This is a genomic window from Stutzerimonas stutzeri (assembly GCF_038561965.1).
GTDB lineage: Bacteria > Pseudomonadota > Gammaproteobacteria > Pseudomonadales > Pseudomonadaceae > Stutzerimonas > Stutzerimonas stutzeri_AA.
Window position 1 is genome coordinate 3,315,940 of the sequence record NZ_CP139348.1, and the last position, 15,221, is coordinate 3,331,160.

Consider the following 15,221-nt stretch of genomic DNA (forward strand, 5'->3'; position numbering starts at 1 on the left):
GTCACAGGCATGCAACAACTTCCCTGGCAGCCGGTGCACCCGGACCTATCCAGCGCGATTGGCCAAGCCAAACGCATCGATGACCCCCTGCAGCGGCTGCATGAGGCCGTCCGGCTGTGCGCTTATCAACGGGATTTCACCCTGACCGCACGGCTGGACAAGCTCGCCGCCAGCGGTATCGAACAGCACGCCAAAGCGGCACGACTGACGCCGCTGCGGGTGGCGCTGCTGTCCTCGCATACGGTCGATTACCTGCTGCCGGCCATTCGCGTTGCCGGGCTGCAGCGGCGCCTGGCGCTGTCGCTGCACGTGGCGCCCTACGGCATGTACCGCCAGGCACTGTTGGCCGACGATCCAGCGCTGAACGCTTTCGCCCCGCAACTGGTGCTGTTGGCGCTGGACGCTCATGACGCACCACTGCAACTGCCGCTACAGGCCAGCCAGGCGGAGGTGGATGCCGCGGTCGCGGAGCGCGTCGAAGAGCTGCGCCTGCTCTGGCGTCGAGCACGCGAACGCTACGCCGCGCAGGTGGTGCAGCAAACGCTGGTGCCAGTCGAGCCGCCACTGTTCGGTTCTTACGAGGCGCTGGTGCCAGCGTCGCCTAGGGCGATCATCGAACGACTGAATACCGCCATACGCAATGCCGCTCGCGAAGATGGCGTGCTGCTGCTCGACCTGGCCTGGCAGGCAGCTGCGTATGGTGATGGCCTGGCCGAGCCGGTGCGCTGGCACCAGGCCAAGCAGCTGGTCAGCCCGACTGTGGCACCACTGTATGGCGAGCACCTGGCGCGCATTGCGGCGGCGACTGCCGGGCTGTCGCGCAAATGCCTGGTACTGGACCTGGACAACACGGTTTGGGGCGGCGTGATCGGCGATGACGGCATCGACGGCATCCAGCTCGGCCAGGGCAGCCCCAGCGGCGAGGCATATTTGGCCTTCCAGCGCTACGCCGCTCAACTGGCCTGTCGCGGGGTGATTCTGGCGGTGTGCAGCAAGAACGACCTGCACGTCGCCGAGGCGGGATTCGCACACTCGGAAATGGCGCTCAAGCGCAGCGATATCGCAGCGTTCGTCGCCAACTGGGAAGACAAGGCCGGCAACCTGCGGCGCATCGCGAGCATGCTCGACATCGGCCTCGACAGCCTGGTGTTCGTCGACGACAACCCTGCCGAACGCGACATCGTGCGCCGCGAGCTGCCAGAGGTCGCCGTTCCGGAGCTGCCAGACGACGTCGCCGACTACCCGGCGCGCATCGCCGCCGCAGGTTATTTCGAGGCGGTGTCGTTCACCTCCGATGACGCCGCGCGCGGTCGCAGCTATGCGCTTAACGCCGAGCGCAAGGCCGCGCAGGGCCAGGCGACGGACATGGAAGGTTACCTGCGCGGCCTGCAGATGCTGCTGCGCGTCAGCCGCATCTGCGCTACCGAACTGACTCGCGCCACCCAGCTGATCAACAAGACCAACCAGTTCAACCTCACCACCCGCCGCTTTACCGAAGCCGAAGTCGAGCGTATGGCCAGCGACCCGCAAAGCATCGCGCTGGCCCTGCGCCTGGAAGACAAGTTCGGTGACAACGGCCTGATCAGCGTGGTGCTGGCGCGACCGGATGCGGCTATCGAGCCCGATGAGCTGCTGATCGACAGCTGGCTGATGAGCTGCCGCGTGCTGGGTCGCCAAGTCGAGGCCGCCGTGCTGGAGGTGCTGGCCGATGCGGCAAATGCCGCCGGCTACCGCGCCCTGGTTGGCGAATACCGCCCCACCGAACGCAACGGCATGGTCGCCGAGCACTATCCGCGGCTGGGCTTCGAGCAGCGCCCCGCCCCTGCAAACGCAAACGCCGATGCAAGTTTCTGGCGCTGCGAGCTGGCCTCGCGCGCCCCCATCCACCATCACATCCAGGTGCAAGCATGAACGAAAAGGAAATTCTCCAGGCGCTGACCCAGGTCTTCCACGACGTGTTCGACGATGACGATATCGTCCTCACGCCAGAAACCACCGCCGACGACATTGATGGCTGGGACAGCCAAACCCATGTACTGCTGATCGTGGCCGCCGAGCAACGCTTCGGCATCAAGTTCCGCACCGCCGAGCTCGAATCGCTGAAGAACGTCGGCCACTTCGCCCAACTGATCCAGACCAAACTCGGAGGGCGTTGAGCCATGGCCAGCTCCGTCGATACATGCCCGGGCGGCAACACCGGCCGGGACAAGGTAGACCAGCGGCCAGTGCGTGCCGGGTATCTGCTGGGAATGTTCGCCGGGCTGTTCGGGATGCTTGGCGGCTTTGCCGCCTTGCTCGCCTGGCTCGACCACACCGACAACCTGCCGCCACCGGCCTTCTCGAACAGCCTGTGCGTGGATGAAAAGCTGCACTTTCTAAGGCACAACCCGATCGCCAAGCCGAACCTGCTTGTCATCGGCTCATCGGTAGCCTGGCGCCACGTCGATGGTGATGTGCTGATCGAACAGGCCCCTGGAGTACGTCCGCTAAACGGAGCGTTCTGCGGCCTGCACGCCAACCAGGCGACCTACGTCGCCAACTGGCTGCTGGACCGCGAGCCGACCGTCCGCCAGGTGGTGATGATCGTCGATCCGTTGGACTTCGCCGGCTGCTGGAAGGTGCAGGATGCGGTGTTCGACCGTGAGCACGCTGACCAGTACGTCTATCAGCAGGCCTCGCGCTGGGGCTACTACATGCGTTACTTCTCGCCCCGCTCACTGTTGCGCAATGCCAAGACGGTGAAGGCGCAACGGGCCAACGAGATCGAATGGGACCCGCTGGTGTTCACCCGTCACGGCGACGGCCCGCTCGAACCACGGACTGACCGGGGCCTGTTCTACGGCAAGCCGGACCCGCTGGATAATAGCTGCTTCGCGGCGCTGGGCAAGCTGTCCAAGCGCTTGCAAGAAGAGCAACGCCAGCTGCTCGTCGTCTCCACGCCGTTGCATCCGCAGTGGAAGGCGAAGGTCGATGCCGATGGCAGTTTTCTTACCCGTTTCGACGACAAGCTGAGCGCCGCCATCGCCGGCAACGCCTCGGCACAGTACTGGAACGCCGACCGCGAATGGCGAGCGCCACCGGCAGCCTTTGTCGACGCCATTCACCTGCGCTGGTCAGCCGTACAAGACTTTTCCGAAGCGCTAGCCGAGCAGTTGCGTGAATCAGAGCATGCGCGGCTGGGCGCATCGGTACTGGCCGGTAGCAACGGCTTCGGCGCCCCTTGAGTCACGAGCGAACCGGCGGGAGCGGAAGCGGTCCGAGAAGGAACATACAAACAAGAACGTAAGCCAGGAGTCAGATCATGCATTCTCGTTCTTTGCTGTGCTCGTGCCTGCTCGCTGCAACCGTCGCCGCCCCCGCTGTCAGTCATGCCGACATCCTTTCCATCAAGGTGGAGAACGACATCATCGCCAGGGGCAGCGATGGTCATTACAGCAACGGTCTGGAAGTGATCTGGGGTTTCGAACCGGACGACCAGAGCTGGACGCGTCGCTTTGCCGATCTGCTCCCCGGCTGGTCAGGCGCCACTGTCGACAACGTCGCCTACCGCTTCGGCCATCAGATCTACACGCCGGAGGAAATCGAAACCCGACAACTGATCGAAGACGACCGCCCCTATGCCGGCCTGCTCTTCGCCGGTATGTCGATGTTCTCCGATACCCAATTTGATGGCTGGCGCGCGGCGCAGAGCTTGCACCTGGATGCCGGCATTGTCGGCCCGGCCGCCGGCGGCAAGCGCCTGCAACGTGCGGTGCACAAGGCCACCAACAGCGACGAACCCAACGGCTGGGACAATCAGCTGGAGAACGAACCCTTCGTCAATCTTGGCTACCAGCATCGTTGGTGGCTGCAGGAGCGCTTCGCAGGTCTGGAATTGGAATACGGCCCGAGCCTCGGCTTCGCCCTCGGCAACCTCTACAGCTACGGTTCGGCCGGAATGGGCCTGCGCCTGGGGCAGAACCTGCAGCGCAGCTTCAGCATCCCGGCGGTGACGCCAGCGCAAAGCGGCAGCCAGTTGTTCCGCCCCGGCGGCGATTTCGCCTGGTACGGCTTCGCCAACGTCGAAGGCCGCTACATGGCGCACAACATGCTGCTGGACGGCAACACCTTCGAGGACAGCCATTCGGTGGACCGTCGCGAGTGGGTCGGTGATGCCAAGGTCGGCGTGGCAGTGACCTGGAGCCGCTGGCAGCTGGCGTTCGCCAACGTATGGCGCACCCGTGAGTTCCAGGGCCAGCGGGAGCATGACCAATTCGGCTCGATCACCCTGTCTACCGCACTCTGAAGCGCCGCCAGCGGCCGCCTTTCAGTTGCGCGAGATGCCGTGCTTGCGCAGCTTGCGGTAGAGGGTGTTGCGGCTGATCCCCAGCTGCTCGGCGACCCGGCTTATCTGCCAGTGTCGCTCGCGCAGCACGGCGAGCAAGGCCTCACGCTCAGCGGTCTGCAGCGCATCGCGCGGCGCCTCCACCGTGCCGAAGTCGGCAGGCAGCACGGCAAGCACCTCGTCAACGGCGATGCACCCCCGCTCGCTCAAGGCCGCCAACGTGCGCAGCAGATTGCGCATCTGCCGTACGTTGCCCGGCCAGCTGTAGCCCAGCAACGCCTGCCGCGCGGCTGGATCAAGGTAGATCGACTCACCCTTGGCTTCTTCAGCCAGCAAATGATCGAGCAACGCTGCCTTGTCGCTACGCTCGCGCAACGCCGGCAAAGCCACCATCAGCCCACCGAGCCGGTAATACAGGTCCTCACGGAACGCCCCGCTGGCCACCAGCGCACGCAGTTCATGATGGCTGGCGCTGATCAGGCGGATGTTCAGCTCAGTCGGCATGGCAGCGCCCAGCGGCGTGACCTTGCGTTCCTCCAGCACACGCAGCAATCGGGTCTGCAGCGCGAGCGGCATATCGCCGATCTCGTCGAGAAAGAGAATGCCGCCATTGGCCTGTTCGAGCTTGCCCACCATGCCCTCGCGACGCGCGCCGGTGAAGCTACCGCCGCGATAGCCGAACAGCTCGCTTTCAATCAGCGTCTCCGGAATCGCCGCGCAGTTGAGCGCCACGAATGGCCGGGCGGCACGGGTGCTGGCTCGATGCAGCGCGCTGGCGAAGGCCTCCTTGCCCGTACCGGTCTCACCTTGCAGCAACACCGGCACATCACGTTCGAGCACTTTCAGCGCGCGGTTGAAGTCGGTGCGCATCGACGGATCGAGCAGACAGAAACCGCCGACCAGCTCTGCCGCCTTTTTCGGCGGGGCAACCACCACGCGCATCTGCGGCCCGCGCAACTGGCAATACAGCCGCTGACCGTTGTGGGTGTGCAGCGGCCAGCAGGTGCCCGGCTGCGGTCGGGCTCGCTCCAGTAGCCGGTCAAGACGCAGGTCGAACAGGCTTTCCAGCGATTGGCCCAGCAGTGCTTCGCGGTTGCTGGCCAGCAGATTCAGTGCGGTTTCATTGATGGTCGTGATACGACCTTCAGCATCGAACGCCAGCAGGCCTTCGCTGAGCAGGCCGATGTATTCGGGCTGGGCATGGAAGCGCAGCAGGTAATCGCCTTCGCAGTGCTGCAGGAAGAAGCAGCTTTCGATGAGTTTGGCCGACAGGTTGGTCAGCGCCATGGTGTGAAAGCGCCGCTGCCGCGACAGATCCTCGCGCGCCGATGACACATTGAGCACGGCAAGCAAACCACCCTCGGCATCGAACACCGGGCTTGCCGAACAGGTCAGCGCCGCGTGCCGGCCGCGGAAATGCTCGTCACGTCGAATCGTCAGCGCTTGGCGCTCCAGCAGGCACAGGCCGACGCCATTGGTGCCCTCGGTCGCCTCGTTCCACACCGCGCCAAGCCAGAGCCCGGCACGCTGGAATTCGGCGCGCTCAGCCTGGTCCGCCACGCTGTCGATCACCACGCCGCTGGCGTCGGTCAGCAGTACCGCGTGGCCGCTGCTGCCCAGCTGCTGGTGCAGGCTGTTCATCTGCCAGTGGGCGACGGCGATGACTCGGTCCAGCCGCTCACGGTGCTCGTTCAGTCGTGGCCGCTCGATCACGCAGGGCGCGTGCGGGCTGGTGGGGTCGAGCTGATGCTGTTCCAGGCAGCGGCGCCAGGAGCGCGCGATGGCGGGATCGGCAGCCGGGCCCTGACTGGCTGCGGTGCCTTCACCGAAGCTCAGTACCTGGTGCGCATGCTGATTCAGGCGAGAGGTCATTCTTGTTGTTCTCCGCGATGTTTCGAGGCGGGTTCGCGCCCAGCATAGGCCAAATGCCCGGGCGCCGCATGCTGTGCCATGGCTGGTACAAAGTGTCACCCACGGCATGTCGCCGATGGCACAGCGCCGCCTCGACCAGCCGGTCCCGAGACGGCTGCAAGCCAGCCACCATGCGGCGGGACGTTCGCTGGCCCGCTGCTTGCTCTACTGGAAACACGGTATCCCCGTGAATAACAACAAAGACCAGGAGAACCACCATGCGTCCCAGCAATGATGTCCCCTTCGATCTGAAAACCGACAACGGCAGCGACCTCGGCGGCGACAGCCAGGCCACTGCTAGCCGCACCCCCACCGAGCAGTTGTCTGCCTGGGTCGAAAACCTCGGCCAGCGCCTGGCCCAACGCGATATCGACGGCGCCCTGGAGCTGTTCGCCGACGACTGCCACTGGCGCGATCTGGTGCTGTTCAGCTGGAACCTGGTCACCCTCGAGGGCAAGGCCGATATCCGCGACATGCTGGAAAACCAGCTCGAAGCGACCCGGCCGGACAAATGGAAGCTCGAAGGTGAAGCGAGCCTGGCCGACGGCGTGCTCGAAGGCTGGATCAGCCTGGAAACCGATGTCGCCCGCGGCAAGGGTTATGTACGCCTGAAGGACGGCCTGTGCTGGACGCTGCTGACCACCATGCGTGAACTCAAGGGCCACGAGGAACCGCTCGGACGTCGTCGGCCACTGGGTGCCGAACATGGCCATGGCCTGGCCGACAAGCGCAACTGGCTGGAAAAGCGCCGCGATGAAGAAGCCGCGCTGGGCATCACCGAGCAGCCCTACTGCCTGGTCATCGGCGGTGGCCAGGGCGGCCTCGGCCTCGGCGCACGACTCAAGCGTCTCGGCGTGCCTACGCTGATCGTCGACAAGGCCGAGCGCCCCGGCGACCAGTGGCGCGGGCGCTACAAATCACTGTGCCTGCACGACCCGGTCTGGTACGACCACATGCCCTACCTGCCCTTTCCCGACCATTGGCCGGTCTTCACGCCCAAGGATCAGATCGGCGATTGGCTGGAGATGTACAGCAAGGTCATGGAGCTGAACTACTGGGCGAAGACCGAATGCGTCAAAGCCAGCTTCGACGAAGCCGAAGGCCGCTGGACGGTCGAGGTGCTGCGCGACGGCAAGCCGATGACGCTCAAGCCCGCACAGCTGATCCTCGCCACCGGCATGTCCGGCGTGCCCAACGTGCCGGTCTACCCGGGCGCCGAGACCTTCGCCGGCCAGCAACACCATTCCAGCCAGCACCCTGGCGGCGATGCCTGGCGCGGTAAGCGCGCGGTGGTCATCGGTGCCAACAACTCGGCCCATGACATCTGCGCGGACCTGGTGGAGAACGGCGCGGACGTCACCATGGTGCAGCGTTCTAGCACGCATATCGTGCGCTCCGACACCCTGATGGACGTGGTGTTCGGCCCCCTCTATTCCGAGGATGCCGTCGAAAACGGGCTGACCACCGACAAGGCCGACATGCTGTTCGCCTCGATCCCTTACAAGGTGCTGCCGCAGTTTCATCGCCAGGCGTTCGAGCAGGTCAAAGAGCGTGATAAAGACTTCTACGATCGCCTGACCGCAGCGGGCTTCATGCTCGATTTTGGCGATGATGAATCCGGTCTGTTCCTTAAGTACGTGCGCCGCGGATCGGGCTACTACATCGACGTGGGCGCCTGCGAGCTGATCGCCGACGGTACCATCAAGCTGAAGAGCGGGCCCGGGCTTTGCGTCGACCACATCGAGGCGGATACCGTGGTGCTCAACGATGGCAGCCGCTTGCCGGCCGATCTGATCGTCTACGCCACCGGCTACGGCTCAATGAACGGTTGGGCGGCTCGCTTGATCTCCCAGGAAGTCGCCGACAAGGTCGGGCGCTGCTGGGGGCTGGGCTCCGGCACCACCAAGGACCCGGGTCCGTACGAAGGTGAACTGCGCAACATGTGGAAGCCCACCCAGCAGCAGAACCTATGGTTCCACGGCGGCAACCTGCACCAATCACGACACTATTCGCTGTACCTGGCGCTGCAGTTGAAGGCGCAGTTCGAAGGGCTGGAGACGTCGGTCTACAAGCTCGCTCCAAGCTACCACCAAGGCTGACAGTCGCCTTGACTGCCAAACACAACAGGCCCGCAATTGCGGGCCTGTTGCTGTGTCGAGCTCAGCCGACCACTGCCCAGACCAACAGCCACAGCGGAATGCCCGCGACAGGAAAGATCACGGCGATCCGCGCTTGATACGGCAGCAGCCACGCCACCACCAGCGCGGCCAGCGAAATAACGCCGAACCAACCGACCGGCCCCATCGCCCAACCCCAGGCCCAGACGCAACTGACAAAACTTGCCAGCAACAGGCCCCAGCCCAGCAATCGCAAGGCACGGCGCAGCAGCAGCGAAGGCTCACGCTGCCAGACCAACTTGAAGTTGCGCTCCATACCCTGGCACAACCCAACCATGCCGCCATAGGCGAGCAGGAGGCCAGCCACGAACGGCAGCATCATGGGTGCATCTCCTTCAGTTTCATGGCGGCACGGCGAGGCGTCGGCAACCTATCACCGGCACGCAACGCCACCTTGCGCGCCAGCCACAGCAGCATCGCGCCCATCGCCACACAGGTCAGCTCCAGCCACAGTCGCGGCGCGTCCGCCCAAGGCATCCCGCCCACGGTGGCCATGTTGAGCAACGGCAGCGCCAGACAAAGTAGCGCCAGCAAAGCCAGTTGTTCGGCCCAACCGCGCAAGGTCGGCCGCCATAGGGCATGGACCAAGCCCGCCGCCCAGACGAGGAAGAACACTCGCACCTCCCAGTCGTTACGCTGCGGCAGCTGCACCGGTAGCAGGCGGTTGGCCCAGAGCAGGCCGATACAGGCCAACGAAAGCCCTGCTACCGCCGCCAGATTGAGCGATTCGACCAGACGATGGAAACGCCGCGAGGCGGGACTTTGCTCCGCATACTTGCGCCGGCGCTTGATGCAGAAATGCACCAGGCCGGTGGCGATCATGGCGCAGCTGACCATGCCGCAAAGCCAGTACAGCCAGCGCATTGGATAGCCGCCGAACTGGGCGAAGTGCAAGCCGGCCATCACCCTCTGCGTGAGCAGGCTCAGCCGGCTCTCATCAGGCTCACGCAGCACCACACCACTGACGCCATCGAACTGCATGCTGCGGCCTTTCGTCAGTTCGATGCGATTGCCCAGCACGGGGCGTACTTCGATGCGCGCATCGCGACGCCCAGGGTTCTGGATGGAAAGCCCGCCGACAGGTCCCATCGCCGCTTCGGCCTGCGCCAGGATCGGACCGAGCGGCGCAAGCAGCGCAGCAGGAACCGCCTCCATCGGGCGAGTCGCCGCTTCTGCGCGGCCTTGCTGACCTTGGCCGGCGTCTCGGTTTCGACCCTGGGCGCGCTCGCCATTTCCGCCTTGCTGTCGGGCTTCACCACGCTGCTCGGCTGGGCGCTCGGCCTGTTGCTCCGCCGCACCACCACGCAGCTCGCGGACGGCCGCCTGGCGGTCACCGTCATAAAGCGCATCCACCGCTGCGGGCATGTAGAGCAGGAAAAAGATCACCAGCCCGGTGTAAGTGATCATCAGGTGAAACGGCAGCAACAGCACGCCGCTGGCGTTATGCGCGTCGAGCCAAGAGCGCTGCCCCTTGCCGGGGCGGAAAGTGAAGAAGTCCTTGAATATCTTCTTGTGGATGACGATCCCGCTGACCAGCGCCACCAACATCGCCATGGCTGCTAGTCCCACCAGCCAGATGCCGATGTTGCGTGGCATGTTCAGCGAGAAGTGGAAGCGGAAGAAGAAGCCGCCGCCTGCCGTTTCCCGAGCCGTGATCGGCTCCCCAGTTGCCGCGTCAAGCAGCTGCCCGCCACCGCGACGTTGCTCGCCCGTCGATACGCTGAGGTTGGACGAACGCTCTGTCGGCAGGTTGATGTTCCAGCTCGGCGCATCGGGGTGCCGTGCCTGCAGGAAGTCGAGCGCGCGCTGCAGCGCGTCCTGTTGGCTGCCCGTATAAGCCGGCACCTCCGGGCGCATCCAGCCATCGATCTCCTTGTCGAACACCGCCAGGGTGCCGGTCAGAAAGATGGCGAACAGCAGCCAGCCCAGCAGCAGGCCGCCCCAGGTATGCAGCCAGGCCATGGATTGCGTGAAGCTCTGCTTCTTCATCCGATGCGCTCCATCAGTTGCGGCCAGAAGCCGATCAGGGCCAACGGTAGCGCCAACAACGCGCCGTACCATGCGCGCCGCAAACTGCGCGCGGCAAACGCCCAAAGAATTGCCGCGGTGTAAACGAGATAAGACGGCAGTGTTGCGACGATCAGGGCATCAACCGGTGCCAGCGGTAGCAGCCTTGCCAGGGCGGCAGTGAATGCGTAGGTGAAGGCATAGCCACCCAGAATGGCCAGAACAGTTCGCATGGCGATATCGCGCCATGCACTTTTCGATTGGGGTGCGGAACGGGTCACGACAGGCTCCGAGCGGGAAACGGCTGAAGTCATACGAAAACGCCCGACACTGGCTTCTCGGCCGGTCGGGCAGTGGGTTCGATGCGGTTTCGCGGGCTTTCTGACCGCGCCACTCGCGTCTGCCTTTTTTAAAAGTCGACAGTCATCCCTACGACCAGGCGGCGGCCATCGAGCACAACCGCATAATCGTCATCGGTCACTTCCTTGTTCGCGACGTTGTACAACCCGGCGGTTAGATCGACGTTTCTGGTCAGTCCGTACACCGCACCAATATCGACGAACCCGTAACCCGGCGTGCCTTCGCTCATGCTGGTCCGGCTCAGGTAATCGGAGGTGCGGCTGCGGTAGTTGTACTGTGACCAGAGGCTGAGCTTGTCCGTCGCTCGCCAGTCCAGGTTGGTGTTGAACATGTGCCGGGGCTGCTTGTTGAGCGGCTCACCTTTGAATTCCCCGCTCTTCTGCTCCGAGTCAGTGAAGGTGTAACTGCTCATCCAGTGCAGGTCGTCAGTGATGTCGTAGTCGAGGGTGAACTCGACGCCCTGAATGACCGCTTCATCGATGTTGCGGGTGGTGCTGAGGAAGTAGAAGTTGTTGCCACCGAAGTTACAGGCGTAGTTAGCAACGTCATTGTTGTTGGCAGCATTGGGGCTGGTGCAGAAGCGATCCTCGGCGATCTTGTCCTTGTAGATCGTATGGAACAGCATCACGCTCGTCCCCAGGCCGATCGATGGATCGTCGAAGACGAATCCGACTTCATAGCTGGTGCTGGTTTCGGGATCCAGATCGGGGTTGCCGATGCTCAGCGCACGTGGCAAGGCCTGGCCATTTGAGCCGACATTCGGCGAGCCGCCACCGCCGGTACGCCCACCAAAGCCTTCGGTGGCCTGAGTAAGAGACGGCTGCTTGTAACCAGTCGAAACACCACCTTTAAGGGTCAGGGTGGAGCTCAGGCCGTAGACGCCGTAAACGCGTGGCGACAAGTGCCCGCCAAAAAGCTCGTCATCGTTGTAACGCAGCCCGGTAGTCAGTGCGAAGTCATCGGTGATGCCCCACTCCACTTCCCCATATACCGCCGCCAGCCAGCGGTCGGCTTCGTGCACCCCACCGGCAATGCCATCGTTGAACAGCACGTTTTGGCCGTTGACGAATTCCTCGTCCTTGTACTGAGCGCCGAGGGTGATCGTGTGCGCCCCCCAGAAATACGTACCCTGAGTGTTGAACAGGTTGACCGTTTCTTTCATCGACAGGTCCTGCACACGCTCGGACACGTCCCGCTGCAAATAGCTGTTGACCAGCCAGTCGCCATAGTTGCCTTCGTGCGACAGCGTCCAAACCTCTTTTTCGAAACGGTTCGTCGTTGCCTCTCCCTCGGGCAGGCTTGTCGTCACCGGCGAACTCTTACCGGCGGTATGGCGGGATTTCTGCGTGACTTCCCGGTAACCCAGAGTGAACCGGTCGGCGTCGGTCGGCGTCAGGAACAGGTCCGCGCCGACGTTGCTCTCGCGGGCCTCCGGCTTGCTTTCACCCGAATTGAAGGCTTCGCCGCCGACGTAGTCGCTTTCGTAGGTGTGGGTATAGGCACCGCTCAACTGCAATCCCACCAGCCCAGGAATCAGCGCGCCGCCGGCGAAAAGCTCGGTGTGATATTCGTCTTCGTTGTAGTCGTTCTGGGAGAACATCTTCTGAGCGCGAACAGTACCCGCCCATTCGCCGGAAGACTGGCGAGTGATGATGTTGATCACACCGCCCATTGCTTCGGAGCCGTAAAGCGAAGACATCGGCCCGCGAATCACTTCGATACGCTCGATCATGGCAAGCGGCGGCAATGCCAGCTGCTGTTTGCCACCCGATGTACCGTTGGTTTGCGTCTGACGCCCGGCGGAAATTGGTCGCCCATCCACCAGTACCAGGGTGTACTCGCTGCCCATGCCGCGGATGGTGATGTCCTGCTGGTTTCCACCGCCGGAAACGTAAACGCCTGGGACGTTCTTCATCGCATCGATAACGCTGGTGTAGGACTGCGCCTCAAGTTGCTCGCGGGTGATCACCGAAATGCTGGCCGGAGCCTTTGCAATGTTCTGTTCGTGACCGGCCGCAGTGACCACTGTAGTGGGCTGCAGCTGGATCGGATCCTGCGCAAACACGGGCGTGCTCACCCAGGCCGCAGCGATTGCACAAGCCAGCCGTTGTCGATTGAAAATCACCATTTACACCCGTCTCCCTGAGAAGCGATTACGTCTTCTACGGTCCGCTAGATGGCCGCAGGCAAGGCGTGGCCGGCGGAACAGCCCGTCGCGCCGACTCGCAATGCTATGCATTCTCATTTGAGAGTAAAGTGCATTTACAAACTATACAGTTGCCAGGGTCAGATGCAGGCGCAGCCCTGGCCCGCCGTTTTCAGCCCATAGTTCACCGCCCTGCAGGCGGACCGTGCGCCGAGCAATCGCCAATCCCAGGCCGAAGCCGTCGCCACCGGGGCGCGCCGCATTGAGGCGAGTAAAAGGTTGAAAGATTCGCTCCAGCTGATCCGGCGCGACGCCCGAGCCGCTGTCCTCGATCCACAGATGCCAACGACCCTCCTCCTGGCGGCCCGTGAGACGCACGATGCCTTCGGCCGGTGAGTGCCGGATGGCGTTGCGCAGGATGTTCTCCAGTGCCTGCGCAAGACCATTCAGGTGCGCGTGGACTCGACAGCCGTCCGGCAGGTCGCAGGGCAGCCGGGCTGGGTCCCAGCCGGACTCGAAACAGGCGTTGTCGCGAAGTACATCCCAGAGTGCCGCCACATCAACCTCTTCCAACGGCAGCGAGGGGCGTTCGGTGTCCAGCCAGACCAGCTCGAGAATGCCGCCGATCAACTGTTCCATGCCCTGCACTTCCTGGCTGACCCGACGGTTCAGCTCATTGCCGGCAGGTTCGCGCTCGGCCGCCGCGCGCAGGCGACTGAGCGGTGCGCGCAGCTCATGGGAAAGGTCGCGCAGCAGCTGGCGCTGGAACGACACGGCGCTCTGTAGGCGCTCGGCCATGTGATCGAAAGCCTGCGCCAGTTCACCCAGTTCATCGCGCCGCGTGATCAGCGCGCCACCACGCATGCCAAGCCGGTCCGCGCGCAGCGCGTTGGCCTGGGCCTGCAACTGGGCCAGCGGTCGCATCAGCTGCCGATAGATCAGTGCGCAGAACAGCAGCGCCAGCACGCCGGGCACCACGACGTTGATCAGCAGCTGCAGCAGGAACATCGAGGTGCTGGGCATCAGCCGCTCAGGCAGTTGCAGGATCAGCTGCCCGCCGTCGGGGCGGCCTGGAAACGGCACGCTTACGTAGGGGGTATCGCTGCCCCGACGACTGATACGCCAATCCAACCCGCGCACCATTTTCATACGCGCATAGTCATCCGGCTCGAGCGTCCGCCCGCTCAGCGAGTGCAGATCCGTCCCCACCGCCACAGCCCAGCGGCCCTCACGCTCGCGCAAGTGCTCCAACCAGCGCTGCAAGTCGCCATCGCGCCAGGCCTGCTCGGCACCGGCCGCGTAACGCATCAGTTGCTGGCGCGACTCGGCCGGCAAATAACTGCTGCGCTCGTACACATATTGCGTCCAGGACTGGCTCAGCCAGATCAGCGACAGACAGAAGCCGATCTGCAACAGCGCCAGTCGCCAGTACAGCGAATGGCGCGAAGGCAAGCTCATTGCTCGCCTCTTGTCACCATGTAGCCGGTGCCCCACACGGTTTCCACGTGCAGCGTGGCACAGCCAAGCACCTTCAGTTTGCGGCGCACATGGCTGACATGCATGTCCAGGCTACGGTCGTGGCTTGAATAGTTGCGGTGTAGTGCCTGCTGATACAGGCAAGCCTTACTCAATGCCGTTCCGGCGTGCTGCCACAGCATCGCCAGCACACGGTACTCGCTGGGCGTAAGGCCGGCCCAGCACTCCCCTAGCGCGACGTCTCGTCGTTGCTCGTCGAAGTGCAACTCGCCGCAGTCGAGCGCAGCCGTTGTGTCCGTGCGCTCGTAAGCCACCCGCCGCAACACTGCCTCGATGCGCACGCTCAGCTCCCGCAGGCTGAAAGGCTTGGGCAGATAGTCATCGGCGCCCTGGCTGAAACCGGTGATGCGATCCTGCTCGTTGCCCAGCGCCGACATCAGCACAACCGGCACGCTGCAGTTGCGCCGCAGTTGCTCCAGCACGTCCAGCCCGCTGGTGCCGGGCAGCATTATGTCCATCAGGATCAGATCGAAATGCTCGGCTTGCACCCGCGACAGGCCCGCTTCGCCATCCTGGCAATGGCTGACCGAATAGCCGATCGACTCCAGGTGGTCGACCAAGTGACGGGCAAAAACGGGATCATCTTCCACGGCGAGCAGGCGGGTGGCGGGAGCAGTTGTGTCAGGCATGGATATCAAGGTCGCTTGTAATGCGAGTGATTATTATCCACATAAAAATCTAATACCAGTCACCAACCGCTGGCGCGTCCGAAAACCACTCCTGGCTGGCATGGTGCCTGTATCATCCCCGGCCTTTGGCT

General features: G+C 63.6%; 12 protein-coding genes. 5 read left to right on the forward strand and 7 right to left on the reverse strand.

Going from position 1 to position 15,221, the window contains the following annotated elements:
• Positions 1 to 9 precede the first annotated feature (9 nt).
• The 4 genes from SM130_RS15070 to SM130_RS15085 all read left to right on the forward strand — a co-directional run bounded on the left by SM130_RS15070 (position 10) and on the right by SM130_RS15085 (position 4,285).
• Positions 10 to 1,911, forward strand: coding sequence for an HAD-IIIC family phosphatase (locus SM130_RS15070; RefSeq protein ID WP_102825227.1), 1,902 nt, complete (start codon positions 10 to 12; stop codon positions 1,909 to 1,911).
• On the forward strand, positions 1,908 to 2,156 hold the full coding sequence (locus tag SM130_RS15075; protein ID WP_015277638.1) for an acyl carrier protein: 249 nt from the start codon (positions 1,908 to 1,910) through the stop codon (positions 2,154 to 2,156). Before SM130_RS15070 ends, SM130_RS15075 begins: the two co-directional genes overlap by 4 nt.
• Before the next feature lie 3 nt (positions 2,157 to 2,159).
• A complete protein-coding gene (locus SM130_RS15080; RefSeq protein WP_102825226.1) occupies positions 2,160 to 3,224 on the forward strand; it encodes a hypothetical protein in 1,065 nt (354 codons plus the stop codon).
• Positions 3,225 to 3,301: 77 nt separating this feature from the next.
• Positions 3,302 to 4,285, forward strand: coding sequence for a lipid A deacylase LpxR family protein (locus SM130_RS15085; protein WP_102825225.1), 984 nt, complete (start codon positions 3,302 to 3,304; stop codon positions 4,283 to 4,285).
• Positions 4,286 to 4,306: 21 nt separating this feature from the next.
• Here SM130_RS15085 and SM130_RS15090 read toward each other — a convergent pair whose 3' ends face one another.
• Positions 4,307 to 6,196, reverse strand: a complete 1,890-nt coding sequence (locus SM130_RS15090; RefSeq protein WP_102825224.1) for a sigma-54-dependent Fis family transcriptional regulator — start codon at positions 6,194 to 6,196, stop codon at positions 4,307 to 4,309.
• Between the two features lie 257 nt (positions 6,197 to 6,453).
• Between SM130_RS15090 and SM130_RS15095 the strand changes: the two genes are divergently transcribed.
• Positions 6,454 to 8,334: an NAD(P)/FAD-dependent oxidoreductase gene (locus SM130_RS15095; RefSeq protein ID WP_256044945.1), complete on the forward strand. Its 1,881-nt coding sequence runs from the start codon at positions 6,454 to 6,456 to the stop codon at positions 8,332 to 8,334.
• 61 nt (positions 8,335 to 8,395) lie between these two features.
• Here the strand turns inward: SM130_RS15095 and SM130_RS15100 are convergent, their stop codons facing one another.
• The 6 genes from SM130_RS15100 to SM130_RS15125 form a co-directional block, all read right to left on the reverse strand.
• On the reverse strand, positions 8,396 to 8,734 hold the full coding sequence (locus SM130_RS15100) for a DUF3325 domain-containing protein (protein ID WP_102825223.1): 339 nt from the start codon (positions 8,732 to 8,734) through the stop codon (positions 8,396 to 8,398).
• Positions 8,731 to 10,401: a PepSY-associated TM helix domain-containing protein gene (locus tag SM130_RS15105; RefSeq protein ID WP_102825222.1), complete on the reverse strand. Its 1,671-nt coding sequence runs from the start codon at positions 10,399 to 10,401 to the stop codon at positions 8,731 to 8,733. The genes SM130_RS15100 and SM130_RS15105 overlap by 4 nt, the downstream gene beginning before the upstream one ends.
• Entirely contained in the window at positions 10,398 to 10,652 is a 255-nt protein-coding gene (locus tag SM130_RS15110) for an iron transporter (protein WP_102825221.1), read from the reverse strand. Before SM130_RS15110 ends, SM130_RS15105 begins: the two co-directional genes overlap by 4 nt.
• A 176-nt stretch (positions 10,653 to 10,828) precedes the next feature.
• Positions 10,829 to 12,907, reverse strand: coding sequence for a TonB-dependent receptor domain-containing protein (locus SM130_RS15115; protein ID WP_102825220.1), 2,079 nt, complete (start codon positions 12,905 to 12,907; stop codon positions 10,829 to 10,831).
• A 141-nt stretch (positions 12,908 to 13,048) separates the two neighbouring features.
• Positions 13,049 to 14,383, reverse strand: coding sequence for a sensor histidine kinase (locus SM130_RS15120; protein WP_102825219.1), 1,335 nt, complete (start codon positions 14,381 to 14,383; stop codon positions 13,049 to 13,051).
• The gene (locus tag SM130_RS15125) at positions 14,380 to 15,090 is read right to left on the reverse strand and encodes a response regulator transcription factor (protein ID WP_102825218.1); all 711 of its coding nucleotides are present in this window, start codon (positions 15,088 to 15,090) and stop codon (positions 14,380 to 14,382) included. The genes SM130_RS15120 and SM130_RS15125 overlap by 4 nt, the downstream gene beginning before the upstream one ends.
• Positions 15,091 to 15,221 lie beyond the last annotated feature (131 nt).